This is a genomic window from Chryseobacterium sp. 2P (assembly GCF_059579425.1).
This window is the reverse complement of record NZ_CM184194.1, coordinates 4,290,916-4,313,506: the sequence shown is the minus strand read 5'-3', so window position 1 is coordinate 4,313,506 and position 22,591 is coordinate 4,290,916. Positions and strand designations below refer to the sequence as shown.

Below are 22,591 nucleotides of genomic sequence, written 5' to 3'. Positions count from 1 at the left end.
CTCTTAGAGTTATTATTAATATTATTTAATCTGCAAATTTACTTTTTTTTAACTTCCCGCTATTTTAAATATTTGTAAATTTAAAATGTGGTATTTACGTTTTTATTTATAATGATTCTTAAAAGCTTGCAATGTTAAGAAAAAATAACGTAAAAAAAGTTGTAAATTCTAAAAATTGACTAAATTTGCGTCCCCAACTTTTAAACTGTTGAGAATTAATAAGAAAAGTATTTAAAAAATAAATATACTCATGATTAAAAAACTATCATTAGTCTCTTTATTTACTTTACTTCCAGCGTCATACTATTTTGCACAGACTACGGTCTCTGCCTATTTAAAAGATGCCGAAGGAAAACCCGTTGAAAGGGCAGAAGTAGATCTTAAAGGGAATGACAATGATGTAACGGCTGACAAAATCGGATACTTCCAGTTTGTAGACCTAAAGCCGGGGCATTACCAAATTGTGATTACAAAACCGAATTACGAAACCAAAGTAATGGAGTTTGATGTAATGGACAGTGAGAAGAAAAAGGATTTAGGGACGATTACCCTATATTCTGCACTTACAAGCGCGGATCAAGGTTTAGCAATCATTGACAGTGATGGAGACGATGAGGATAGCAACAGCGGACAGGCTTCTACAGTCGGTTTACTGCAGTCATCTCAGGACATTTTCAGCAGAATCGCAGCGTTTGATTTAGGATTTTATTGGTTCCGCCCAAGAGGAATCGATGGAAGATTTGGAGAAACTATGTTAAATGGTGTTTCCATGATCAAGTCTGATAACGGTAATGTGGATTTTGGAAACTGGGGAGGACTTAACGAAATTACAAGATACCCGGAAATTTCTTCAAATCATTCACCTTCCGAATATGCATTTGGAGGAAACAGTTCTGTGGTTTATAAAAATACTAAAGCGAGTGAATATAGAAAAGGATTTCAGTTTACTCAGTCTTTAACCAACAGAAATTACAGAAACAGAACATCTCTAAGATACAGCTCAGGAATGAGTAAGAGCGGATGGGCATTTACTGCAATGGGAGCAAGAAGATGGGCGAAAGAAGGTATTCAGGAAGGAACGTTCTATGATGCTTACGGAGCTTATTTAGGAATTGAAAAGAAATTTAACGATAAGCACACGATGACGTTCAATTTCATCGGTGCACCTTACAGAAGATCTACTGCAAGTCCAAGTACTCAGGAAGTATACAACTACAGAGGTGTTCATTACAATTCTTATTGGGGATATCAGGACGGAGAGCAGAGAAGTGAAAGAGTAAGAAAAGGATTCCAGCCGATCTTCCAGATTCAGGATTTCTGGAAAATCAATAAAAACAATACGCTTTGGACTTCTGTATCTTATCAGTTCGGAAAAGACAAAGGTTCTCGTCTGGACTGGCAGAATGTACAGAATCCATCTCCTACATACTACAGAAATTTACCAAGTTATTACGATTCATTAGATCCTAATGCTTCTGTAACTCTTCCTACAGGAGTAACAGGAACAACAGCTCAGCAGGCTTTTCAGGCAGCAATGAACGGATGGACTTCCAATGATCCGAACTTTACACAGCTTAACTGGGACAGATTATACCAGAGAAATATGCAGCAGCCTGCAGGAACCTATTATGGGCAGACAGGTAAAAGAGCATTATATTATTTGGTAAACGATGTAAGTGATGATAAAATCTGGAATGCTTCTACTCACTTTGTTCACAACTTTAATGATAATACGAAATTCTTATTAAACGTATCTTATCAGAATTACCGTTCTGAGCAGTACAGAGAAGTAAACGATCTTTTAGGTGCTGATTTTGTACTGAACAGAGATCCTTTTGCTGCAACAAACCAGCCGGGAAAATCAGGATTATACAATCAGGGTGAAGAAAATGTAACGAAAAAAGTAGGTGATAAAATGACTTACGACTACATTTTCAGAAGACAGGAAGTAAAAGTAAATCCGGGTGTAAGATTCACAGCGGGAGCTTTTGATGTATTCGTATCTGCATTGGCAGGATATTCTTCTTCAAACAGAGAAGGTCTTTTCAATCATTACTTATACAAAGATTCTTATGGAAAAGGGATGGATTATAACTACTGGAACTACGGTCTGAAAGGACAGATCGTTTACAGACTGAACGGTAGAAACTTCTTTGTTTATAACGGAGCGTATTATAATCAGGCCCCTTATCTGGAAGATTTATTTGTAAATCCAAGAGTAAACGGATCTGTAGCACCCAACGTGAAGAGCATGACGGTAAATGCAAATGACCTTAGTTATGTTATTTCTTCTCCTTTCTTAAAACTAAGATTAACAGGTTATTTGGTTGATACAGACAATGAAACAACAGTTCAGAGATTCTTTGCAGACGGTATTCCATTAAACAGTGTGGATGCAGACGGTAACCAGACCAATGTTCAGAGTGCTTTTGTATCTCAGGTAATGACGGATGTTAAGAAGAGAAATATGGGAGTTGAACTTGGGGTTGATGTTAAAGTGTTACCAACATTATCATTACAAGGTTTAGCAAGCATCGGACAGTATACTTATAAGAATGATCCAAAAACTTATTTTGCATCAGATGCAGTAGGTGTTTTTGCAAACGGTCTTCCGTATGTAGATCTTGGAAAAGCATACATTAACAATTATCGTCAGGGAGGAACTCCTCAACAGGCTTACTCGGTAGGTTTCCGTTACAACAACCCGAAATACTGGTGGGTAGGTGCCAACTGGAATTATTTTGATGAAAATTATTTAGATCCTGCAGCTTTGGTGAGAACAGAATCGTTTGTTCAGAACAATGTTACCGGAACTCCATATTACGGGCTTACAGATAGTGATCTTAGAAAAGTACTTCAGCCAAACAAATTGCCTTCGTCATTCTTTCTGAATGCTAATGCAGGAAAATCTTGGGTAATCGGTAAATACTATGTCTTAATTTCTGCTACAGTTAATAATATTTTAAATAACAGAAAATATATTACAGGAGGATTTGAACAAACAAGAAATGCGGTGTATCCTACCTTCTCTCAGGATTTGAATAGAGAATACACTTTGTTTGCACCAAAATACTGGTATACTCAGGGAAGATCATATTTTGTAAATTTACAGTTCAGATTTTAATATCAATTCACTAATTATTTTAAAAATTAATAAAATGACAATAAAGAAATACTTAAGTTTAGTAGCAGGAGTTGCATTTGCGGCGATTTCTATTACATCTTGTGTTCAGAAAGACGAGTGGGAAACTCCGCCAATCAAGTGTGAGAATAAATTCCCGGCTCCTACAATGACTTTGGCTGCTTTCAAAGCTCAGGCTCCTTCTACAGGATATGTTTTAATTTCAAACGACCAGATTTTTGATGGTTATGTAGTTTCTTCAGATGAAAATGGAAACTTCTATAAAACAATTTCTTTCCAGGATAAGCCGGAAAATCCGACTGCAGGTTTACAAATTGAGGTTGACAGATCCAGCAACTATGCAGATTTTCCTGTTGGTGCGCACATCAGAATTAATGCGAAAGGTTTAAGATTAGGTTTAGACAGAGGTACTGTAAAAATCGGTTCTGTAGATCCTACGTATTCAATCGGAAGAATTCCTGCTTCTTTATTAAGCAGATATGTTTCCGGAGTTTGTAACGGGAATGGTCTTGAGGTGGTTACAATTAAACCTTTAGAATTACCAAACCTTGCTGCTGCAAAAAGTGACCAGTATATCAATACATTGGTAAAAGTTGCTAATACACAGTTTACCATTGCAGATATTTATCCTACTGCTAAAACATTTATCGATTATGTGGCAGGAGCAGGAGTAGATACAGACAGAACTTTGGAAGATGCTTCAGGAAATAGTGTAACTTTAAGAAATTCAGGTTTCTTCTCTGAAGGATCTAAAACATTACCAACAGGAAACGGAGATATTACTTTTGTAGTAAGCCGTTATAATACAACTTGGCAGATGCTGATCAGAAATACAAATGATATTAACTTCAAAGGAACAAGAGTAGATGCTACACCGCCGAAAGGAGGAACTGCAATTACCTATTCAGGAGCTTTCCTTGAAAACTTTGAGAGTTATGCTACATCTCCGGCTAACCTTGAAGTATTTCCTAAATATGTAAACGATCCGCTTCTAGGAAACAGATACTGGCAATTAAAAACTTTCAGCGGAAACAAATACATCCAGTTGGGAGCTAATTCAGGAACTGGTCCTTACGTAACTTATTTTGCAGTACCTGTTGATTTTACAGCAGCAAACACACTGAAATTTGACGTAAACGTAGGATTTTTTAACGGTAATGCTTTGAAAGTATATTATACAACCAATTATACTCCTCTTGGAGATATTACTCAGGCTACCAAAACAGATATTACTTCTGCATTTACAATTCCACAGGCTCCTACAGGTGCTTATGGAACAATTGCTCCTGCAGGAATGTACACTTTCCCGACTTCTTTAACGGGTAACGGATTTGTATTATTCGAATACACAGGAAACGGAAGTGGTGTTACCACTACAATCCAATTGGATAACATTCAGGTTCAATAAGAATTTTGAAAATTTAAATAGTATAAAGGCTGTCTTTTTAGGCAGCCTTTTTATTTTTGCCAAAACTTATAGAATATGCAGTATTTTGTTTATGTTTTAGATCATACGTATACAGATGATTTCCATACAGAATCTAAAAGATTAGGATATTTTAAGAATTTAGAAGAACTGCGAAAAGTAAAGAGTAAGGCTGTTCAATTACCGGGTTTTAAAATATTTCCGGAATGCTTTGTAATTCAAAAATATATTTTAGATAAAGTTCATTGGCAGGATGGATTTACAGAAACTATAGGAGAAACAGGACGTGATTATCTGGAATCGGGAGATGAGGTTGATGCAAGTATAGTATCGGTAAAAGAGCTGCAAATAGACTCTGTTTTTTGCCTGAGCCATACTTATACACTGAATACCTATTTGGATGATGAAAGATTTATCGGAATATTTTCAGGCTATGAAAAAGCTCAAAAGGTGATGAATGAATTAAAAAATAAATCTGGGTTTAAAGATTTCCCGGACGATTTTATTCTTGATGAAGTGGAATTAAATGCAATGCACTGGACAACCGGATTTTATTGGGAACAATAAATGAATATAGCTCAAACAAAAAACCACCGCTTTTGCGATGGTTTCGTTGTTAATTTCATTGTCTTTAAAAAGATACTTCATTTACCTCTTTTCCGCGTTGGAAATTCATTGTTTTCTGAATTCCCTGATACGCAATATTAACAAGGTTAATCTGCTTTGGAAAAGCACTTAAAAGGATTGTATTCTTTATTCTTAAGGTATTGATATCCGAAACGCCTCCCGTTTCAAAATATACCCATACTGTTTCTCCGCTTACCTGACTTCCCGTAAATGTAATTGTTTTCGGTGAGCCATTGACATACACATCAAAATTATTGTTTACATACTTTTTAACTTCTGCTTCAAATCCTGCCGTATTCGGGTTAATTTTTATAGCATCGGAAATATGATTTGTATTCATTTTTGTAGTGAACTTCAATGTTTTGCTTCCATCAATATAATCCACCTTAGTCATTGAAGAGAAAAAGTCTACATACGTGAAACTCAATAGCACAAAAAGTGCTAAAATTCCTGATATAGATAAAATTTTTTTCATCTTAGATAATAAATTTACAATCATGATTGTTAGTTTTAAGTCACAAATAATATGCCAATTAAAAATTCACATTTACAGAATACTTATCATAAAAAGCCTTAATGTGTGCTACCGCTTCATCTGCGCTGTCTACCACTCTGTAAAGTTCAAGGTCTTCTTCATGGATCATCTTTTCCTTCAGTAACGTAGTTCTAAACCAGTCTAATAATCCGTTCCAGAATTCCGAACCTACCAGAACAATGGGAAATCTTCCGATTTTATTGGTTTGAATCAGCGTTAAAGCTTCCGTAAGCTCATCCAGTGTTCCAAATCCACCCGGCATTACGATAAATCCCTGAGAATATTTTACAAACATTACCTTTCTTACAAAAAAATAATCGAAATTCATCGAATATGATTTATTGATGTAAGGATTAAAATGCTGTTCAAAAGGCAGATCGATATTTAAACCGATTGATTTTCCCTGAGTATTAAAAGCTCCCTTATTTCCTGCTTCCATAATTCCGGGACCACCTCCGGTGATAATTCCGAATCCTAGTTTTGTAATTTTCTCCGCAATTTCTACCGCCATTTTGTAGTATTTGCTTTGAGGTTTTAATCTCGCCGATCCGAAAATAGAAACACACGGACCAATTTTAGCCAGTTTTTCATAACCGTCCACAAATTCTGCCATCACCTTGAAAACCATCCAGCTGTCTTTTGTAATGGTTTCGTCCCAGGTTTTTTGCCGGAGACTGTTTTGTAGTTTTGTTTCGTTACTATCCAATTCAGGATTTACCAGACTTTCATCTCTCGTTCCTTCAATTCCCATTGTACAATTATTTAAAATGTTTTTCGGCTTCCGTTACAGATTCCGGTCTGCCGACATCAATTAAAATGCTGTCGTGCAGAAAACCATGAATATGCTCCGTCTGCATAAGATCCAGATATTCTTCCATTACAGAAAATTTACCTGTTCTTTTTATCTTTTCAAAGATAACGGGATTAATACAATGAACACCACTGAAAGCCAGAGCTTTAAATCCCTTGTTAAACTCAGCAAGTCTCTGTTCGCCGGTCTGTACATTCAGCCAGCCTCTTAACACCATATCATCATTGAAAAGCAGTTTTCTCGAACTCTCTCTGTCCGATACAGCTAAAGTAGCAAAATCTTTTATCTTTTTATGGTATTTTACAAATTCTGTGATATTAATATTGGTAAGAATATCTGCATTCATGATTAGAAAGTCTTCCCCATGATCGAGAAATTTTCTTGCAAAAACCAAGCCGCCGCCAGTTTCCAGCAGTTCTTCTCTTTCGTCCGATATTTCAATTTTACATCCGAAGTTATCATTCAGCTTTAAAAAATCAACTATTTGATTTCCAAAATGATGAATGTTGATGACAAAATCGTTGATTCCGAAATTTTTTAAATATTTAATATTTCTTTCCAGAAGCGGAATCTCATTCACTTTTGCCAAAGCTTTCGGATGATGGTCGGTAAATGGCTTTAATCGGGTTCCTTTTCCGGCTGCGAAAATAAGTGCCTTCATTTTTTATAATTGATAGGTGATGAATGATGATTGATAATGATAAGAGTTTTTAAAATCATTTATAGATTATCATTTATCATTTATGAATTCAGATGATGCTGTTCGTCATGATGAAGGCTGATTTCAACTTTTTCACCATACTTTTCTTCAATGAAATGAGCGATTTTTATCGCAGAATAAACCGATCTGTGTTGCCCTCCTGTACAGCCGAAATTGATCTGAAGATTTTCAAAACCTCTTTCCAGATAATTATCAATATTAATGGAAATAAGATTTTTAATTAATTCCAGAAATTTAGGCATTTCAGTTTTTGTTTCCAGATATTCCTGAACGCCGATGTCATTTCCGGTCTGGCTTTTATATTCTTCCACTCTTCCGGGATTCAGGATTCCGCGGCAGTCGAACGTAAAACCGCCTCCGTTTCCTGTTTCATCCTTTGGAATTCCTCCTTTTTTATACGAAAAACTGTGTATGTCGATGTGTAGCATTTTTTTAATTTTATAATTATTTATTTATTCTTAAACCGTTAAGATTTATATTTAAGAAGTAAAGTTTATTTAAGATTTTGATAAATCAAAATTTTAGTTTGGGAGTTCTTTAAAGTACTCATTAATAAAAGGTTTTAAAGATTTGGTTATATTATCGGTAAAGAAATTTATTAATAAACCCTGAGGCTTTTTCAAAACTTTCATATAAGTTAATAACTGAGCTTCGTGTATAGGCAAAATTTCTTCAATTGCTTTTAATTCTACAACAATAGTATCATTTACGAGCAGATCAACAACCAGTTTTGTTTTAATATCAACTCCTTCATAATTAATGGTTGTATAAAGTTGTTGTTTTACATCATATCCATTTTTAATGAGTTCAATTTTTAAACATTCTTCATAAATACTTTCAAGTAAGCCGGGTCCAAGTGTTTTGTGAACTTTTATTGCAAAACCGGTAATTTCATAAGACAATTGTGTGATTTCTTTTTTCGTCATAACACTTAACGATGCTTAACTTCTTAAATATATTCTTAATGGTTTAGGATTTCTTCAATTTTCAATTTTGTTTTATCTGAACTCAATTGTTTAATCACTTTTTCAAGTTCGGGATAATCTTTCATATTTTCCCAGTTTTGTGCAAAAACTGTAATATTTTCGATTCCCTTTTCGATGCTTGAGATGAAGTGCTGTTTTCTCTGGATTAGTCCTCGGAAACCGTAAGCTCCCAAAACCTGCAGGAATCTCATCAGTTGAATTGGTTTTACCGAAATTTTTAGTTGATTTTTAATTTCCTGATCTTCAAATTGATGAATATAATAATCAAGCATCTCACTTTTAAAGCTTTCATTGAAATTTGCTTTTGCCTGAAACAGAAAAGAAATCACGTCATACATTAACGGACCTTTCATGGCTGATTGATAATCGATAAATGATACTTCTTTCTGATCATTTACCATCATATTTCTCGCCTGAAAATCGCGGATCATTAAACCTTTCGGCTCCAGATTTTCGATGAGAGAAACGATGTTCTTAAATTCTTTCAGTAGAGTAGATTTGTGGTATTCCAGTTCCAGAACATCCGCCACGAAATTTTTAAAATAATACAGATCGTGCGTTACGGGAAGTTCATCATAGCTTTCATATTCGAAAGTTTTACTGTAATCTACCTTATTCTGTGTTGAAATCTGTAATTGATATAACTTTTCCAAAGTCTGCTTTACCAGAGATTTTACATTTTCTGATAATCCTTCTTTGGAAATAATTTCTGAAAGTGTATTTTCTCCTAAAAATTCCTGAATATACATTTTCCGGTCTTCCGAAACTGCAAAAATTGCGGGAGTATTGAGCTTTAAATCAGAAAATAAATAAGAGTAATACAAAAAACTCTCATTTTCCGCGATGTTTTCGTTGTAGGTAATGATATACGTTTTATCTGCTTTTGCGATAAAATTTACTCTCGCGGAGCCGCTTTGAGCTAAAGTAATAAACTCAGAAGGCTTTTTTCCTGTATAATTTTCAAAAAATCTTTGGGCGTATTCGGAAATCATAGATGCCACAAATATAATAATTTACAGGCGAATTTCTATATTTGCATTATGCTAAAGGATTTTAAACCTGTTTTGAGCATTCTGCTGCGTTTCATCATCATTTATATGGTGCTGCTTCTAGCCTATCAGTTTTTTCTGAACAGTTTTCAGAAAGAAGGTCTCGATCCGTTTTCCAGAATGATTGCGGAGCAGGTGAGATATATCCAGAACTTTATGGGTTTCCCGACACAGTTGTATAATGATATCAAAGGTGAGCAGGTTTATTTTTATGTCCGGAACGAATATCCTACAAGAATGGTGGAAGGCTGCAATGCCGTTTCTGTGATGATTCTTTTTGTAGCATTTGTTTTTGCCTTTTACAAAGGAAAAAAGACTTTCGTTTTTGTTATTCTGGGGCTGGTTTTGCTTTATATTATTAATGTTTTAAGAATTGTGGGGCTTAATATTGTTGTTTTAGATTATAAAGCATACAGTAAAACTACTCATGATTATATTTTTCCTGCGGTTATTTACGGAACGGTAGTCGTACTCTGGCTGGTCTGGATTAAATTTTTTGCTTTGAAAAATGAAAAATCTTAATTGGATTTTAGTCATACTAGGGATTTTTGGTCTTATAAGTGTAAGAATACTTGAAGACAGAATTTTCTATGATCCTTTTCTCAATTATTTTCATGAAGCAAATAAAAATCTTTCTTTTCCGGATTTTGAGTGGGGAAAATTAATTCCCGGCTATATCTTCCGGTTTAGTCTGAATCTGTTATTTTCATGCGTCGTAATTCACTTTTGGTTCAGAAACAAGCAGTGGACAATTCAGGGAGTTGTTTTAATTACGATTATTTTTGCGATTACATTTCCGATTTATTTGTACTGTATTTATGACAGATTTGAAATCGGATATCTTTTTTCTTTTTACATGAGAAGATTTGTAATCCAGCCACTGACTTTACTTCTTATTATCCCGATGTTTTATTACAGAAAACAAATGGTACAAAAAGATATATAGAGTCATATTCTAATGATCTTCTATGGTATGCTTATCCACAGAAGTCACATTTTCGGGTGTCCAGATTATTCTTTTTACAAACTCTTTTTCGCGTACCGGACAATCGGATATCTGACAGACAGGGCAGGAAATTGGTCTGCAATCGTCCATATGAAAATTAAATTCTACACTTCTTTTTGTATTTTTTGCTAAAAGAATAATCATTTTTTCCATTTCGTTATGCGCGTCACGAAGGCTGTAATACCACGGTAAAGTAATGTGTGCATCAATATGAAGATTCGCCCCGAATTGCTGTATTTTCATATTATGAACATCAATCCATTCCGTTCTCCGGTTTTCTTCCAAAATCTGGATGATCTGTTCCAGAAGATCGGGGTCCTGTTCATCCATAATTCCGCTCAGCGATTTCCGGACAATTTTATAGCCCACAACAATAATATATCCCCCAAAGCCCAGTGCAACTACAGAATCCAGCCAATAGATTTTGGTGAAATAGACGATAACTAAACTTGCAACAACGCCAAGTGTAGTTAATGTATCAGACTGAAGGTGTTTTCCGGAAGAGATCAGAACAACGGAGTTTTCTGCTTTTCCTTTCTTAATGGAAATATAACCCAGCAGGTAATTGATAATAGCAGTTGCAGCAATGATCCAGATCCCCAGATCTATTTTATTTAAAACTTTCCCGACAATTAAGCTGTGAACCCCTTCATAAATAATCATGATTCCGGCAATGGCAATTAAAGCACCTTCTATTCCGGAAGTTACAAATTCCACTTTACCATGTCCGTAAGGATGGTCTTCGTCTTTAGGTTTTTCCGCCAGATAGAGCGAATATAGCCCCATAAATGCACTGATAACATTTACGATACTTTCCATGGCATCAGAAAAGACAGAGTCGGAATTCGTCAGTTTCCAGGCAATAATCTTTCCGATGAATAGAATGATCCCAAAGGCGGCAATCAGCTTCTGAAAGGCTAATTTATCTTTACTTTTATTTTTATGAAGGTTCATAGGTTTGATAAAAAAAAGAATCTCATTTCTGAGACTCTTTCTGATTTTGTTAGTTTATACTAAGTTGTTTTCTACAAGGTATTCTGCAATCTGTACCGCATTTGTCGCGGCTCCTTTCCGCAGATTGTCTGCCACAATCCAGAGATTAAGGGTTTTGGGCTGCGAAAGATCCCGTCTTATCCTTCCGACGAAAACTTCGTCTTTTCCTTCGGAATACAGCGGCATAGGATATTCGTTGTTTTTTACGTTATCTACAACAACAACTCCGGGAGTTTCAGATAAGATTTTTCTTACTTCGTCAAGATCAAATTCATTTTCAAACTCGATGTTTACACTTTCAGAATGTCCTCCCTGAACCGGAACTCTTACTGCGGTGGCTGTTAAATTAAAGGTATCGTCCCCTAAGATTTTCTTAGGTTCTTTCATTAATTTGATCTCCTCTTTCGTATAATCGTCATCTGCAAAAACATCACAGTGCGGCAATGCATTTTTAAAAATCTGGTACGGATATACTTTTGCGATAGAATCGTCTCCGCTGATTTCTCCGTTTAGCTGATCTACAGCAGCTTTACCGGTTCCTGTTACGGATTGGTAAGTGGAAACAATGACTCTTTTTAAATCATATTTTTTGTTCAGAGGTCCTAAAACCATTACTAACTGAATAGTAGAACAGTTCGGATTGGCAATAATTTTGTCTTCTTTCGTCAATACATCTGCATTGATTTCCGGAACCACCAGTTTTTTATCAGGATCCATTCTCCATGCTGAAGAATTGTCGATTACTGTTGTTCCTGCTTCAGCAAAAAGAGGAGCGAATTCGAGGGAGGTTCCGCCTCCGGCAGAAAAAATAGCAATATCCGGTTTGGCAGCTATAGCGTCTTTCATGCTTACTATCGTAAATTCTTCCTGTTTATACTTCACCTTATTACCTACAGATTTTTCGGATGCTACCGGAATTAGTTCGGTGATAGGGAAGTTTCTCTCTTCGAGAACTTTAAGCATAACTTGTCCAACCATTCCTGTTGAACCTACTACAGCTACTTTCATTGATTTAATTAAAAATTATTTTGTTAATATATTTATGCCCCGAAGACTCTCGCCCAAGGGAACGCGAATGCAAATAAACCTACGGCAATTAATCCCATAATTACGACTCCTAAAGAAATTGTAGGGTTGGTTTTTACTTTTTTGTTAACGATCGTCATTAAAACAGCGGCGATCAGCATAGAAAACGGATGTTCTACATATTGAAATCTTAATGCTGAGTTTTTCATCACTTCACCCATATTTAAACCATTTGAGAAATTAATGATCAGCATCACAATCCCCAATAGAAACTGAACGTGGAAAAAGATCATTGTAAAAAGAGTAGTCTTTTTAAGGAAATTATTTACTTTTCCACTGAATCCGAACATGGTTGCTAAAAGTGCAATAACAAACAGCGTCACCAAAAGAATTTCCAGATATCCGAATCCTTTGTGAGCATTAAGTAAAATGTTGTAAAAGTCCATATTTATTTTTTTCTGTTTTTCAGACACAAATATAGCAAAAATCCCGGCGAAAAGCCGGGATTGATATTTATAAAATCTAATTTATGTATTTATTAGAAGTTGAATGAAAGTGTTGCAGACCATGTTCTTCCGTATCCGAAATAAACTTGGTTTTGTTGGTTTACTCCATTCCATGTTCCTGCTGCTTGGTACGCCTTATAGTTAGACGTTAATGTTGCAATCTGAGCAGTGGTTAATGGGGTTGATTGAAGAGGCCTGTTTACCGCTATGTACTGATCTAAAGTTAATCCGGTTTTTGTGTTTGTATTAGATTCAGCAATGTAAGTCTTATCCAGCAAGTTATAAACATTTCCTCTAACTGTAAAGAATTGTTTAGGATTATGTAATTTAATTTTAAAAGATAATCCTAAATCAACTAAACCATAAGAAGGTAATTTTAATGCGCCTTGATCTCCTGCAGCCTGATTTGAGAAGTTAAGAAGGTTTAAGTTAGCATATAAATTTTTAATCCCTCTATATGTTCCGTCGAATGAAAACCAGTCTGTTGGCTTGAATGTAAATCCAACTGCTGCTGAAGTTTGTGCTGCTCCACCAACTTTAACTTTATCAATATATAATGTCTGCATTTCTGAACTGATGAGTTCGTTTGATTCACTAAATATATTTCCTTGTGCATTACCTTTATAATACCAGTCACCTACAGAAAGCATACCGAACAGGCTTAACATTTTGTGAACATTAGCATTAGTTTCAATTTCAAATCCTTGGTGAATTTCTGTAATTCCCTGAAGGTTTGAATAAGCAGTTGTAGTGCTTACAGGTAGTCCTGTTGTAGGATCTGTGTAAGTAAATGCAAGATTACCTCTTCTCAAGAATCTATCTCTCCACTCAGTTCTGTAAAGGTTCAAATTAGCTGTGAAGATACCAGAACGGAATCCATATCCTGCCTCAACACCGAAGATTTTTTCATTCGTTAAGTTCGGATTTAAGTAGTTTTTGTTATTTGGGTAAACAGCATTAAGGAAAGGCTGCTTAGAATAATATCCGATATTTACAAAAACGTTGTGCTGATCATTAATGTTATAATTAGCACCTGCCTTTACATTATATCCTACAATATCTTTAAAGCCTGTTTTTTCATACAATAATGGATTTGTAGCGGTTGGCTGAGCAATAGCGGTAGATGTTGCTGAATTTCTGAAACCTGCTTGCTGACCATTTAAAAGCGTAACTCCATCGATGATAAAGTGATCGATTCTTTGGAATGACTGGTTAGATAAAGCTCCAGAAACGAATGCAGATAACTTATCACTAGAATATTCTAGCTGACCAAATCCACCATACCATAAAACTTCACCGTCATTGTTATATCCTACCATATCATCCATACTGTTTCTCTTTCCTCCGAACGGATTGAAAGTAGGCTCAGCCTTAAATGTATTAGAAACTACTCTAGGAGTTACAGTATATAAGTTTCCTGGCGAAGTATAAAAGTTTTTGTTAGTATTATCTTTGTATCCTGCAGCACCATAAAGATCAGAAATTACCTGATAATGATATCCGTAATAATATCTGTCGTCTGTACCGATTGTGAAGTTTAAGTTATCATTAATTTTATGATTGAAACTAATAATCGCTCCAAACCAGTTATGGGAGTTAATTGATGATCTTCTTACTAAAGTAGCACCCGCAGCTGAAGTATTCATATTAACATTTGCATTTGTAGCGAAAATTCTGTCATATGCAATTTGTCCGTTTGCATCAACGAAAGAATTTACTCCTCCTGTTGCAGTACCTACACCTGTTGGAATTCTACCTAAATCACCTGTTCCGCCACCTCTACCGAAAGAAGCATAGAATACTGAATTTAATTTAGATTTTGAACTGATATTCCAATCCCAGTTTAAAGACATTACTGGTTTGTGATAGTAGTTTACTCTGTTTGATAAAACGTCACCATTTCTCCAGCCCCAATCTGCATTATATCTTCTGTTAGGAGTTCCGTCATTATCAGAATTATATTTGATGTAATTTTGAATAGTAGAATAGGTTGTTCTCTGATTGTGCCATTGAGGAGCTCCCGTAATTGTAAACTGGAAATCATGCTTTTTATTTGGCTGATATCCTAAGGCAAAATAATAGTTATATCCTTCAAATTCAGTTCCGTCTGCATACATTGATCCGGCAGTTCTGCTCATTAAGAATGAAGAAGACCATCCTTTTGCAGATTTACCAGTATTGTAAGCAAATAATGTTTTTAGATAATCATTATTACCAAGACCTAGAGAAACAATTCCTCCCTGTTTTTTATCAGCAGCTCTTGTTAGAACGTTAATTGTACCTCCAACGGAAGCGATAGCTAATTTTGAAGAACCAAGACCTCTTTGTACCTGCATTGCAGAAGTAACATCAGAAAGTCCAGCCCAGTTAGACCAATAAACAGCTCCGTTTTCCATATCATTCACAGGGACACCATTTACCATAACGGCAATATTTTCCTGTGCGAATCCTCTAATGTTAATTTTAGAATCTCCAAAACCTCCACCAGCTTTTGTAGCATATACAGATGGGGTTGTATTTAAGATTTCAGGGAATTCCTGATTTCCTAATCTTTCAACGATTTGCGCTTCTTTGATTGTTGAAACTGCTACAGGAGTTTTTCTATCTTTTGCGATATCAGCAACTCCAATTAACACTACCTCGTCAATGTCTTTAGACCTAGTTGATTTAACTGTGTCCTGAACCTGTTGAGCATAATAAACGCTAGCTGTAGATAATGTTATTACCGCAGTTAGCATTGATTTGTTGATTAATTTCATAATCGTTAGTAATAGTTAGATTTAATTTTCTGCAAAATTGAGGAAATTTATTTTAACTAATATTAACTGTATGTTAATTTTTAAAGGTTCTTAATAAGGTTTAAAATGTTGATTTACAATGTATTGAATAATAATTGATATTTCGCATGAAAAAAATCACATTATTGAGTTTTTAACAAAAGGGGATCATTTTTAACAAAAATTCAACGCTATTTCACGGCTTTGAGGCTTAAATCTATATTTTCTGCTGAGTGAGTAAGTGCTCCTGCGGAGATGTAGGTAACGCCTGTAGAAGCAATTTCTTTAAGCTGATCGCGGGTAATTCCTCCCGAAGCTTCACTTTCGCAGGAACCATTAATTAAGCTTACTGCTTTTTTCATAGTTTTTACGTCCATATTATCCAGCATGATTCGGTCTACCTTCGCATCAATAGCTTCCTGAACTTCATCCAGATTTCTGGTTTCAACTTCTATTTTAAGCTTTTTCTTATTCTTTTTGATGTAGTCTTTTGCCATTTTTACGGCATTGGTAATGCTTCCGTTGTAATCGATGTGGTTGTCTTTCAGCATGATCATGTCATAAAGTCCGTATCGGTGATTGGTTCCGCCGCCAATGGCAACAGCCCATTTTTCGCATACCCTGAAGTTTGGAGTTGTTTTTCTGGTGTCCAGAAGTTTTGTTTTTGTACCGATGAGCCTGGAATCCCAGTCATGCGTTAATGTTGCAATTCCGCTCATTCGCTGCATACAGTTTAAAACCAGTCTTTCCGTTGAAAGAATAGATCTTGCACTTCCGGTTACAATAAAAGCAATATCTCCTACCTTTACAGCATCACCATCTTTTACGAAAGTTTCAACGTTTAAGTTTTTATCAAAAGTTTTAAAAATAATTTCAGCCAGTTCCACTCCGGCAAGAATGCAATCCTGTTTTACCAGTAGTTTTGCACTTTGTTCCAGATCTTTGGGAATAGTGGAAAGCGTAGAATGATCGCCATCCTGAATATCTTCTTCAAGGGCGTTTTTAATAAACTGTTTTAAAGCTTTATCGGTTACGTATGCCGGTCTTTTCATATTTTTAATTTTAGTAATAATAAGATGCTTTTGTTCCGAATAACAAATCGTGAATCACAAAAAGCAAAATTACTTCATTTTCATCAGCTTTTATTTTTTCGAATTCAATTTTATTTTTTATTCGGATATTGTCTTGATTGGTTGCTGTAAATTCTATTAAATATTTTCCTCGCGGTTTGTAAGCATCAGGATTTTCTATGTACAGAAAATATTTCCAGTTCATATTTTTCCACTGATATTCTGTCCCATGAAAAAGAAGTTTATCTCTTTTAAATTCTAAAATCGGATATTGATGATTGTTGATATAATAAAATGTCTGAGGAAGTTTGTTATCATTTATAATTTCATCCAGATCGAATTGATCTTTTCCGAAATAATAAGATTTTCCCATTGTAAGTATATTGCACAATAGATTTAATGGAAGAGGATATTTTGCTCTTGAAATGATAATTTTCTTGATATAATTAAAGAATCGAACCCCAAAAGATACAGCCGCTAAAATGAACATCCAGCCCAGAAAATAGATTTCATCATGATGCTTGCTTCCAAAAATAAGAAAACCAAGTACAATGAGAACGATAAAAATCAACATGACTCTTAAAAAGTTTAAAAGATTCATGATGGTTAAAATTCTCAGACTGAAGATTTCCATACTCCGTATTTGCTATTCTTAAGCCAGATCTTTATTATAAAACGCACCTTTATTCTCCGTCATTTCCATAGACTGGGTAATGATGAGGTGGGCAACGGTTGTTAAGTTTCTAAGCTCTGACAACTGTGGCGAAAGAATAGAGTAGTGGTAAATTTCGTTCACTGCGGCAGCGATTTCCTGATGTTTTTGCAAAGCCATATTCAGACGGCGGTTGCTTCGTACAATTCCTACCAGATCGCTCATCATTTCCTGAAGCTGCTTTCTGAGGTAAGATATAATTACCATCTCATCCATGATTTTCATTCCTTCTTCATTCCATTCCGGAACGGCTTTCAGATCATCAAAGTTGAAATTATTTTCGTTTAAAAGTTCAACGGTTTTCATGGCAGCATTGTGTCCGAAAACTAATCCTTCCAATAAAGAGTTGGAAGCTAGTCTGTTGGCTCCGTGAAGTCCGGAATTGGTACATTCTCCCACTCCGAAAAGATTTCTGATGGAAGACTGACCGTCGCGGTCAACCTCAATTCCTCCCATCAGATAATGACAGGCGGGAACAACGGGAATAAGCTGGCTGAAAGGATCAATTCCTTCGTCTTTGCATTTTTTATAAATATTCGGGAAATGTTCAAGAAATTTTTCATGATCCATTTCACGGCAATCGAGCCCTACAAATTCGTCTCCGGTGATTTTCATTTCTGCATCAATGGCTCTTGCAACGATATCTCTGGAGGCGAGTTCTTCACGTTCATCATATTTATGCATGAATTTTTCACCTCTTTTTGTTCTTAATTTGGCTCCGTCTCCACGAACGGCTTCCGAAATTAAAAACAACATTCCATCGAGCTTACTGTACAGAGCGGTCGGGTGAAACTGATAGTACTGCATATTGGAAACTTTTCCTTTTGCTCTTGCCACAAAAGCGATTCCATCTCCTGTTGCAATCGTCGGATTGGTGGTATTTTTGTAAACGTGTCCTGCTCCTCCGGTTGCAACAAGTGTTATTTTTGATGTTATTTTCTTAATGGTTTTGGATTTTTCATCCAGAATATAGGCTCCGTAGCAATGGATATCGCCTTCATTTAATTCTTTTCCGGGAACATGATGCTGCGTAATGATATCAATTACGTAATGATGATCGAGAATCTCAATATTCGGACTGCTTTTTGCGGTTTGCAAAAGTGCCCTTTCGATTTCAAAACCTGTGATATCTTTGTGATGTACAATTCGGTTTTCGGTGTGTCCTCCCTCTCTTCCTAAAGCAAATTCGCCGTTTTTCTTGTCAAAATTCGCACCCCAGTCTACAATTTCATTGAATCTTGCAGGAGCTTCCCTAACTACCATTTCCACCACATCGCGTTTGTTTTCGCCGTCTCCCGCACGCATTGTATCGGCAATGTGTTTTTCGAAGTTATCATTTTTAGAATCTGTAACTACTGCAAGACCACCCTGTGCATATTTGGTGTTGCTTTCATCTTCGTCCGATTTTGTTACGATGATTATTTTGGCATCAGGAAGCTGCTCAGAAACTTTTATGGCATAGGAAAGTCCCGAAATTCCGGAACCGATTACTAATACATCCGCTTTTATCATATCCTTAGTTTAAGACAATTGTCTAAATAGTTAAATAAATTTAAACAATTTTTCGTTTGGTTTTCTTACTTTTTTCATGTGCTGAAAATGATCTTCCTCCGAACGGTAGCCTAAAGCGAGCGTTACGCTTACTTTTTCGGTTTCAGTATTTATCTCCAGAATTTCTTCGATAAGTTCCTGACGGAAGCCTTCCATTGGACAGGTGTCTATATTTTCTATTGCGGCTGCATACATGAGATTCGCCAGAACGATGTAAGACTGTTTTTCTGCCCAGCTGAAAATTTCATCCTGTGTTTTTTGATTAATATGCTGATTGATGCTGTTTTTAAAAAGATCCAGTTTTTCCAGCGGTGTTTCTCTTACTTTAGAAATATGCCGGAAATAACCGTTAATGTAATTGTCGTCCACAATTTTTTTGGAAACAATAACAACGAGATGAGAACAGGTGGAAATCTGTGACGGATTGTAGAATGCAGGAATTAATTTCTGCTTCATCTCCTCACTTTCCACGATAAGAATTTCGTAAGGCTGAAGACCAAGAGAACTTGCCGATAATTTTCCGGATTCAAGAATATTATGCAGGGTTTCCTGAGGAATAATTTCGTGATTAAATTTTTTTACAGAGTATCTTCTGCTTAAAGCCTCTAAATAATTCATAATTCAAATTTAAGAATTGAATGCGAATTAAATAAGTTTAAAATAAAATATTTCTTCTAAATAAGGCATAAAAAAAGATCATCCGTTTTTCGAATGATCTTTAAAAAGTGTTATTCTATATTTTTTACCAGAACCCAGCCATTGTAAGACGTCTGAGTACTGTTTTTGTCATTTTCATTCCAGGTAATGGTGTACCAATAAGTTCCTGTCATTACTTTTTTGCCTCCCGTAGTTCCGTCCCATTTGTAGTTTCGGATTTTGTCGGCTTCGTACATTTTATTTCCGTATCTGTCATACACCGTGAATACTAAATTCTTTTTATATGCTAATGCGGAATAATCGATGTAATCGTTTTTGTTGTCTCCATTCGGAGTAATGGCATTCAGGAGATTAGGAACCGTTATCTGAACATGAATAGGTGTACAATTGTAGGCATCTTTTACATACACTACAACTTCACCTCTTGCAAGACCTGTGAAGACGTTAGAATCCTGCCAGTTTATTCCGTCCAAAGAATATTGGTATGGTGTTTTTCCTCCTTTCACATTCACGGTAATCGTGTTGTTTTTAATATCAATTGTAGCAATTACTGGTTGCTGCGAAGGATTTACGATTACAGTCTGCTGTGTTGTACATCTTCCTGATTTCAGCTGTACCCAATAAATTCCGGGCGTTACATTCGTGATAGATTGTGTGGTTGCTCCGGTGCTCCATAAGTAACTGTCGAATCCGGTTCCTGCATCTAAAGTTGTTTTAGCATCAATACAGATGATTTTATCTTTCAATACAGAAGAATAAATCGGCGCTAAAACTTTTAATGTAATTTTTGCAAGTGTCCAGCAATTGGTCACATTCGTAATTCTTACATACACTACGGATGATGTGCTTACGTAAGCTGCAGGATTCAGAATTTCATTGTTTCCGGCTAAAGCATCCGCTTGTGTTTTAAAATATCTCTTTGTAACTCCCGTCGCAGAAGTTACAATTGCCTGTGTAAGATTAAATAAACCCGTTGTCGGTGCATTATCGATAAAGCATGATTCCAGAGTAGCGTCTGTTGTAGCAATTTGAGGGTAAAATGCTAAGGTAATTGCAGCAGAACCCTGGCAGCCAAGAGGAGTGGTTACTTTTACATATACGGTTCCCGCAGCAGAAGTGTAGGTTGTAGGATTGGTAATTTCATTGGTTCCGGCGTTTAGATCCGCCATATTTTTATAATATTTCTTGGTAGAACCCGTTGGTTCGTTCACATTCGCAAGCGTAAGATTGTATGTGGCTGTTCCTGTATTGTTGTTATTACATTCCGTAAGTGTTGCAGGGGTTGCTGTGAAAGGAGAAAGGTTTAACTGAATTTTACCGTCCGGATTATCACAAAGCAATCCTGTATTGTCTTTAATTAAAACAGAAACTGAAGTATTTGCGCTGAACTGATAGTTGGTAGGATTCGTAATCGGAGTTCCGCCTACACTGTATGAGAACGTATAATTGGCAGGATTGGTTACAAACTGTCCCTGATAAGATGTTAAATTTACCGTTCCTTGTCCTGTTGCAGGATTCGGACAGAAAGTATCTGTTACCAACGTCTGGTTAAGCGCAACTTTGTCTATATAAACTTTTACGTTTTTAATTGATTGTCTTGCACTCGCTCCTCCTGTAGAAGCAGAAAAGCCAAAATAGCCGGTCGTCATGGTAGCTGCAGCTCCGGAAGGGGCAAATGATTGGCTTACAATGGTAGTTCCGTCGATTTTAAGCGTAATGATCCAGCTTGCAGGAGCTGCAGGATTTACCTGTCCGTTTACTTCAACGTGTCTGAAAGTAGTTCCGACGAAAGGCTGCGTAGGATTCAGATCCGGAGAGTGAAATGTACTTCCGGGAGTTGTATTGTATTCGATATTTGATCCTGCCGTGTTGTTTATTCCATATAAGATATGGACTTTACTCATCTGTGCTTCTGTGGTATTATTAAAAATGTCAAATCCCACCATTAAGCCGGTAGAGTTTGCAGGAATTCCTAATCCTCCGCCAGATGTGTAAGAAGCGGGTGGATTTGCCAGATACCAAAAAGCAATACCATCTCCTCTTCCGTAGGCAGCTGTACCGTTTCCGTCGATTCTGAAATCAAATTCCACTCTCCATTTATCACAATATTTAAGATTGATAGGAGAGTCTAATTTTATACCTCCTACCTGACTGATCTGGTCTGCGGTAAGCTGTATAAAGTCTGTATTTACAACCGCAGAAGGAACGATGTTCCAGCCTGTGGTGTTTACAGGATTTCCGGTAAGCTGATAGGTTTGCGACGAAATTTTTCCGAAGCAGCAAAATAAGAAGAGGGATAAATAAAGGAGTAGTTTTTTATTCATTTATTAGCATACTTAAAATTAGACGTGTAAATATATTAAATCCTAATTAAATAATATGTATTTAATATTAAATTTGCCTTATTTAGTATTTATTTTATAATAAATGGTAAAGAAACTGAAAGAATGCTGAAAATTTTTCTGAAGATTAGCTGTAATTGTTAATTAAAATAAAGTGTTGCTTTCAGGATTTTCGAAATAAGTATCGATTTCTAAATTATCTGAAGCAGCAGCGGTTACGGCAAGTTTGTCGCACAGTTCGTTTTCAAAGTGACCGGCATGACCTTTTATCCAGTGCATTTTTGGTTTATGCAGATTGTATAATACGACAAATTTTTTCCACAGATCAGGATTTTTCACGTTTTTCCAGCCCCTTTTGATCCATCCGGCTAACCAATTCTGGTTAATGGCATCCGCAACATATTTGCTGTCTGTATAAATATGAATTTCGTTGTCCGGAGATTTCAGTTTTTCCAAAGCGGTGATCACAGCAAGAAGTTCCATCCTGTTGTTGGTGGTTTTCCGGAAGCCTTTAGAAAATGTTTTCTGATAATTTTTTTCAGGGACGCGCATGAGAATTCCGTACCCGCCTTTTCCGGGATTTCCGCTGCAGGCTCCGTCGGTGTATATTTCAATTTTCATTTTTAAATCTTAACCTTAATCTTAGTCCTGAAT

General features: G+C 36.0%; 21 protein-coding genes. 5 read left to right on the top strand and 16 right to left on the bottom strand.

The window, feature by feature from the left end:
• Nucleotides 1–250: 250 nt before the first annotated feature.
• The 3 genes from AC52CF_RS19735 (at nucleotide 251) to AC52CF_RS19725 (ending at nucleotide 5,135) form a co-directional block, all read left to right on the top strand.
• On the top strand, nucleotides 251–3,124 hold the full coding sequence (locus AC52CF_RS19735) for a carboxypeptidase regulatory-like domain-containing protein (RefSeq protein ID WP_214588215.1): 2,874 nt from the start codon (nucleotides 251–253) through the stop codon (nucleotides 3,122–3,124).
• Nucleotides 3,125–3,158: 34 nt separating this feature from the next.
• Nucleotides 3,159–4,550 carry a M949_1556 family lipoprotein gene (locus AC52CF_RS19730; RefSeq protein ID WP_214588216.1) on the top strand — a complete coding sequence of 464 codons (1,392 nt, stop codon included), beginning with the start codon at nucleotides 3,159–3,161 and terminating at the stop codon, nucleotides 4,548–4,550.
• Nucleotides 4,551–4,625: 75 nt separating this feature from the next.
• On the top strand, nucleotides 4,626–5,135 hold the full coding sequence (locus tag AC52CF_RS19725; protein ID WP_214588217.1) for a DUF7336 domain-containing protein: 510 nt from the start codon (nucleotides 4,626–4,628) through the stop codon (nucleotides 5,133–5,135).
• 64 nt (nucleotides 5,136–5,199) lie between these two features.
• On the opposite strand, the gene AC52CF_RS19720 is transcribed toward AC52CF_RS19725, so the two are convergent.
• The 6 genes from AC52CF_RS19720 to AC52CF_RS19695 all read right to left on the bottom strand — a co-directional run bounded on the left by AC52CF_RS19720 (nucleotide 5,200) and on the right by AC52CF_RS19695 (nucleotide 9,240).
• The gene (locus AC52CF_RS19720) at nucleotides 5,200–5,670 is read right to left on the bottom strand and encodes a DUF6702 family protein (protein WP_235132554.1); all 471 of its coding nucleotides are present in this window, start codon (nucleotides 5,668–5,670) and stop codon (nucleotides 5,200–5,202) included.
• A 58-nt stretch (nucleotides 5,671–5,728) separates the two neighbouring features.
• On the bottom strand, nucleotides 5,729–6,481 hold the full coding sequence (locus AC52CF_RS19715; protein ID WP_214588219.1) for an LOG family protein: 753 nt from the start codon (nucleotides 6,479–6,481) through the stop codon (nucleotides 5,729–5,731).
• Between the two features lie 7 nt (nucleotides 6,482–6,488).
• The gene (locus AC52CF_RS19710; protein ID WP_214588220.1) at nucleotides 6,489–7,202 is read right to left on the bottom strand and encodes a nucleotidyltransferase family protein; all 714 of its coding nucleotides are present in this window, start codon (nucleotides 7,200–7,202) and stop codon (nucleotides 6,489–6,491) included.
• Between the two features lie 80 nt (nucleotides 7,203–7,282).
• Nucleotides 7,283–7,690 (bottom strand): RapZ C-terminal domain-containing protein, encoded by a 408-nt coding sequence (locus AC52CF_RS19705; RefSeq protein WP_496517591.1) that lies wholly within the window; start codon nucleotides 7,688–7,690, stop codon nucleotides 7,283–7,285.
• A gap of 93 nt (nucleotides 7,691–7,783) precedes the next feature.
• A complete protein-coding gene (locus tag AC52CF_RS19700) occupies nucleotides 7,784–8,188 on the bottom strand; it encodes a GxxExxY protein (RefSeq protein WP_214588222.1) in 405 nt (134 codons plus the stop codon).
• Between the two features lie 35 nt (nucleotides 8,189–8,223).
• Entirely contained in the window at nucleotides 8,224–9,240 is a 1,017-nt protein-coding gene (locus AC52CF_RS19695) for an aminoglycoside phosphotransferase family protein (protein ID WP_496518224.1), read from the bottom strand.
• A 48-nt stretch (nucleotides 9,241–9,288) separates the two neighbouring features.
• On the opposite strand from AC52CF_RS19695, the gene xrtF reads away from it, so the two are divergent.
• Nucleotides 9,289–9,819: an exosortase family protein XrtF gene (xrtF, locus tag AC52CF_RS19690; RefSeq protein WP_496517590.1), complete on the top strand. Its 531-nt coding sequence runs from the start codon at nucleotides 9,289–9,291 to the stop codon at nucleotides 9,817–9,819.
• Nucleotides 9,806–10,243 carry an exosortase F system-associated membrane protein gene (locus tag AC52CF_RS19685; RefSeq protein WP_496517589.1) on the top strand — a complete coding sequence of 146 codons (438 nt, stop codon included), beginning with the start codon at nucleotides 9,806–9,808 and terminating at the stop codon, nucleotides 10,241–10,243. The genes xrtF and AC52CF_RS19685 overlap by 14 nt, the downstream gene beginning before the upstream one ends.
• Nucleotides 10,244–10,252: 9 nt before the next feature.
• Here AC52CF_RS19685 and AC52CF_RS19680 read toward each other — a convergent pair whose 3' ends face one another.
• The 10 genes from AC52CF_RS19680 to rnhA form a co-directional block, all read right to left on the bottom strand.
• Complete coding sequence (locus AC52CF_RS19680; RefSeq protein WP_496517588.1) at nucleotides 10,253–11,257, bottom strand: cation diffusion facilitator family transporter; 1,005 nt, start codon at nucleotides 11,255–11,257, stop codon at nucleotides 10,253–10,255.
• 54 nt (nucleotides 11,258–11,311) lie between these two features.
• Nucleotides 11,312–12,304: an aspartate-semialdehyde dehydrogenase gene (locus tag AC52CF_RS19675; RefSeq protein ID WP_076391627.1), complete on the bottom strand. Its 993-nt coding sequence runs from the start codon at nucleotides 12,302–12,304 to the stop codon at nucleotides 11,312–11,314.
• 32 nt (nucleotides 12,305–12,336) lie between these two features.
• Nucleotides 12,337–12,768: a hypothetical protein gene (locus tag AC52CF_RS19670; protein ID WP_214588228.1), complete on the bottom strand. Its 432-nt coding sequence runs from the start codon at nucleotides 12,766–12,768 to the stop codon at nucleotides 12,337–12,339.
• Nucleotides 12,769–12,860: 92 nt separating this feature from the next.
• Nucleotides 12,861–15,587, bottom strand: a complete 2,727-nt coding sequence (locus tag AC52CF_RS19665; protein WP_496517587.1) for a TonB-dependent receptor — start codon at nucleotides 15,585–15,587, stop codon at nucleotides 12,861–12,863.
• Between the two features lie 209 nt (nucleotides 15,588–15,796).
• A complete protein-coding gene (gene nadC / locus AC52CF_RS19660) occupies nucleotides 15,797–16,657 on the bottom strand; it encodes a carboxylating nicotinate-nucleotide diphosphorylase (RefSeq protein ID WP_496517586.1) in 861 nt (286 codons plus the stop codon).
• A gap of 10 nt (nucleotides 16,658–16,667) precedes the next feature.
• Complete coding sequence (locus AC52CF_RS19655; protein WP_496517585.1) at nucleotides 16,668–17,309, bottom strand: hypothetical protein; 642 nt, start codon at nucleotides 17,307–17,309, stop codon at nucleotides 16,668–16,670.
• 18 nt (nucleotides 17,310–17,327) lie between these two features.
• Nucleotides 17,328–18,899, bottom strand: a complete 1,572-nt coding sequence (gene nadB / locus AC52CF_RS19650; RefSeq protein WP_214588232.1) for an L-aspartate oxidase — start codon at nucleotides 18,897–18,899, stop codon at nucleotides 17,328–17,330.
• 30 nt (nucleotides 18,900–18,929) lie between these two features.
• Entirely contained in the window at nucleotides 18,930–19,556 is a 627-nt protein-coding gene (locus AC52CF_RS19645; RefSeq protein WP_214588233.1) for an NAD(P)H-dependent oxidoreductase, read from the bottom strand.
• Between the two features lie 110 nt (nucleotides 19,557–19,666).
• Nucleotides 19,667–21,919: an FIDD domain-containing protein gene (locus AC52CF_RS19640; protein ID WP_496517584.1), complete on the bottom strand. Its 2,253-nt coding sequence runs from the start codon at nucleotides 21,917–21,919 to the stop codon at nucleotides 19,667–19,669.
• Nucleotides 21,920–22,081: 162 nt separating this feature from the next.
• Nucleotides 22,082–22,558 (bottom strand): ribonuclease HI, encoded by a 477-nt coding sequence (rnhA, locus tag AC52CF_RS19635; protein ID WP_214588235.1) that lies wholly within the window; start codon nucleotides 22,556–22,558, stop codon nucleotides 22,082–22,084.
• Nucleotides 22,559–22,591 lie beyond the last annotated feature (33 nt).

Excerpts from the sequence above, each read along its gene's own strand:
- AC52CF_RS19705 (WP_496517591.1), bottom strand. The coding sequence starts at position 7,690 with ATGCTACACATCGACATACACAGTTTTTCGTATAAAAAAGGAGGAATT.
- AC52CF_RS19680 (WP_496517588.1), bottom strand. The coding sequence starts at position 11,257 with ATGAACCTTCATAAAAATAAAAGTAAAGATAAATTAGCCTTTCAGAAG.
- AC52CF_RS19685 (WP_496517589.1), top strand. The coding sequence starts at position 9,806 with ATGAAAAATCTTAATTGGATTTTAGTCATACTAGGGATTTTTGGTCTT.
- xrtF (WP_496517590.1), top strand. The coding sequence starts at position 9,289 with ATGCTAAAGGATTTTAAACCTGTTTTGAGCATTCTGCTGCGTTTCATC.
- AC52CF_RS19715 (WP_214588219.1), bottom strand. The coding sequence starts at position 6,481 with ATGGGAATTGAAGGAACGAGAGATGAAAGTCTGGTAAATCCTGAATTG.
- AC52CF_RS19665 (WP_496517587.1), bottom strand. The coding sequence starts at position 15,587 with ATGAAATTAATCAACAAATCAATGCTAACTGCGGTAATAACATTATCT.
- AC52CF_RS19730 (WP_214588216.1), top strand. The coding sequence starts at position 3,159 with ATGACAATAAAGAAATACTTAAGTTTAGTAGCAGGAGTTGCATTTGCG.
- AC52CF_RS19725 (WP_214588217.1), top strand. The coding sequence starts at position 4,626 with ATGCAGTATTTTGTTTATGTTTTAGATCATACGTATACAGATGATTTC.
- AC52CF_RS19640 (WP_496517584.1), bottom strand. The coding sequence starts at position 21,919 with ATGAATAAAAAACTACTCCTTTATTTATCCCTCTTCTTATTTTGCTGC.
- AC52CF_RS19735 (WP_214588215.1), top strand. The coding sequence starts at position 251 with ATGATTAAAAAACTATCATTAGTCTCTTTATTTACTTTACTTCCAGCG.
- nadC (WP_496517586.1), bottom strand. The coding sequence starts at position 16,657 with ATGAAAAGACCGGCATACGTAACCGATAAAGCTTTAAAACAGTTTATT.
- AC52CF_RS19700 (WP_214588222.1), bottom strand. The coding sequence starts at position 8,188 with ATGACGAAAAAAGAAATCACACAATTGTCTTATGAAATTACCGGTTTT.
- AC52CF_RS19645 (WP_214588233.1), bottom strand. The coding sequence starts at position 19,556 with ATGAATTATTTAGAGGCTTTAAGCAGAAGATACTCTGTAAAAAAATTT.
- AC52CF_RS19670 (WP_214588228.1), bottom strand. The coding sequence starts at position 12,768 with ATGGACTTTTACAACATTTTACTTAATGCTCACAAAGGATTCGGATAT.
- AC52CF_RS19720 (WP_235132554.1), bottom strand. The coding sequence starts at position 5,670 with ATGAAAAAAATTTTATCTATATCAGGAATTTTAGCACTTTTTGTGCTA.
- AC52CF_RS19710 (WP_214588220.1), bottom strand. The coding sequence starts at position 7,202 with ATGAAGGCACTTATTTTCGCAGCCGGAAAAGGAACCCGATTAAAGCCA.
- AC52CF_RS19655 (WP_496517585.1), bottom strand. The coding sequence starts at position 17,309 with ATGGAAATCTTCAGTCTGAGAATTTTAACCATCATGAATCTTTTAAAC.
- nadB (WP_214588232.1), bottom strand. The coding sequence starts at position 18,899 with ATGATAAAAGCGGATGTATTAGTAATCGGTTCCGGAATTTCGGGACTT.
- AC52CF_RS19695 (WP_496518224.1), bottom strand. The coding sequence starts at position 9,240 with ATGATTTCCGAATACGCCCAAAGATTTTTTGAAAATTATACAGGAAAA.
- AC52CF_RS19675 (WP_076391627.1), bottom strand. The coding sequence starts at position 12,304 with ATGAAAGTAGCTGTAGTAGGTTCAACAGGAATGGTTGGACAAGTTATG.
- rnhA (WP_214588235.1), bottom strand. The coding sequence starts at position 22,558 with ATGAAAATTGAAATATACACCGACGGAGCCTGCAGCGGAAATCCCGGA.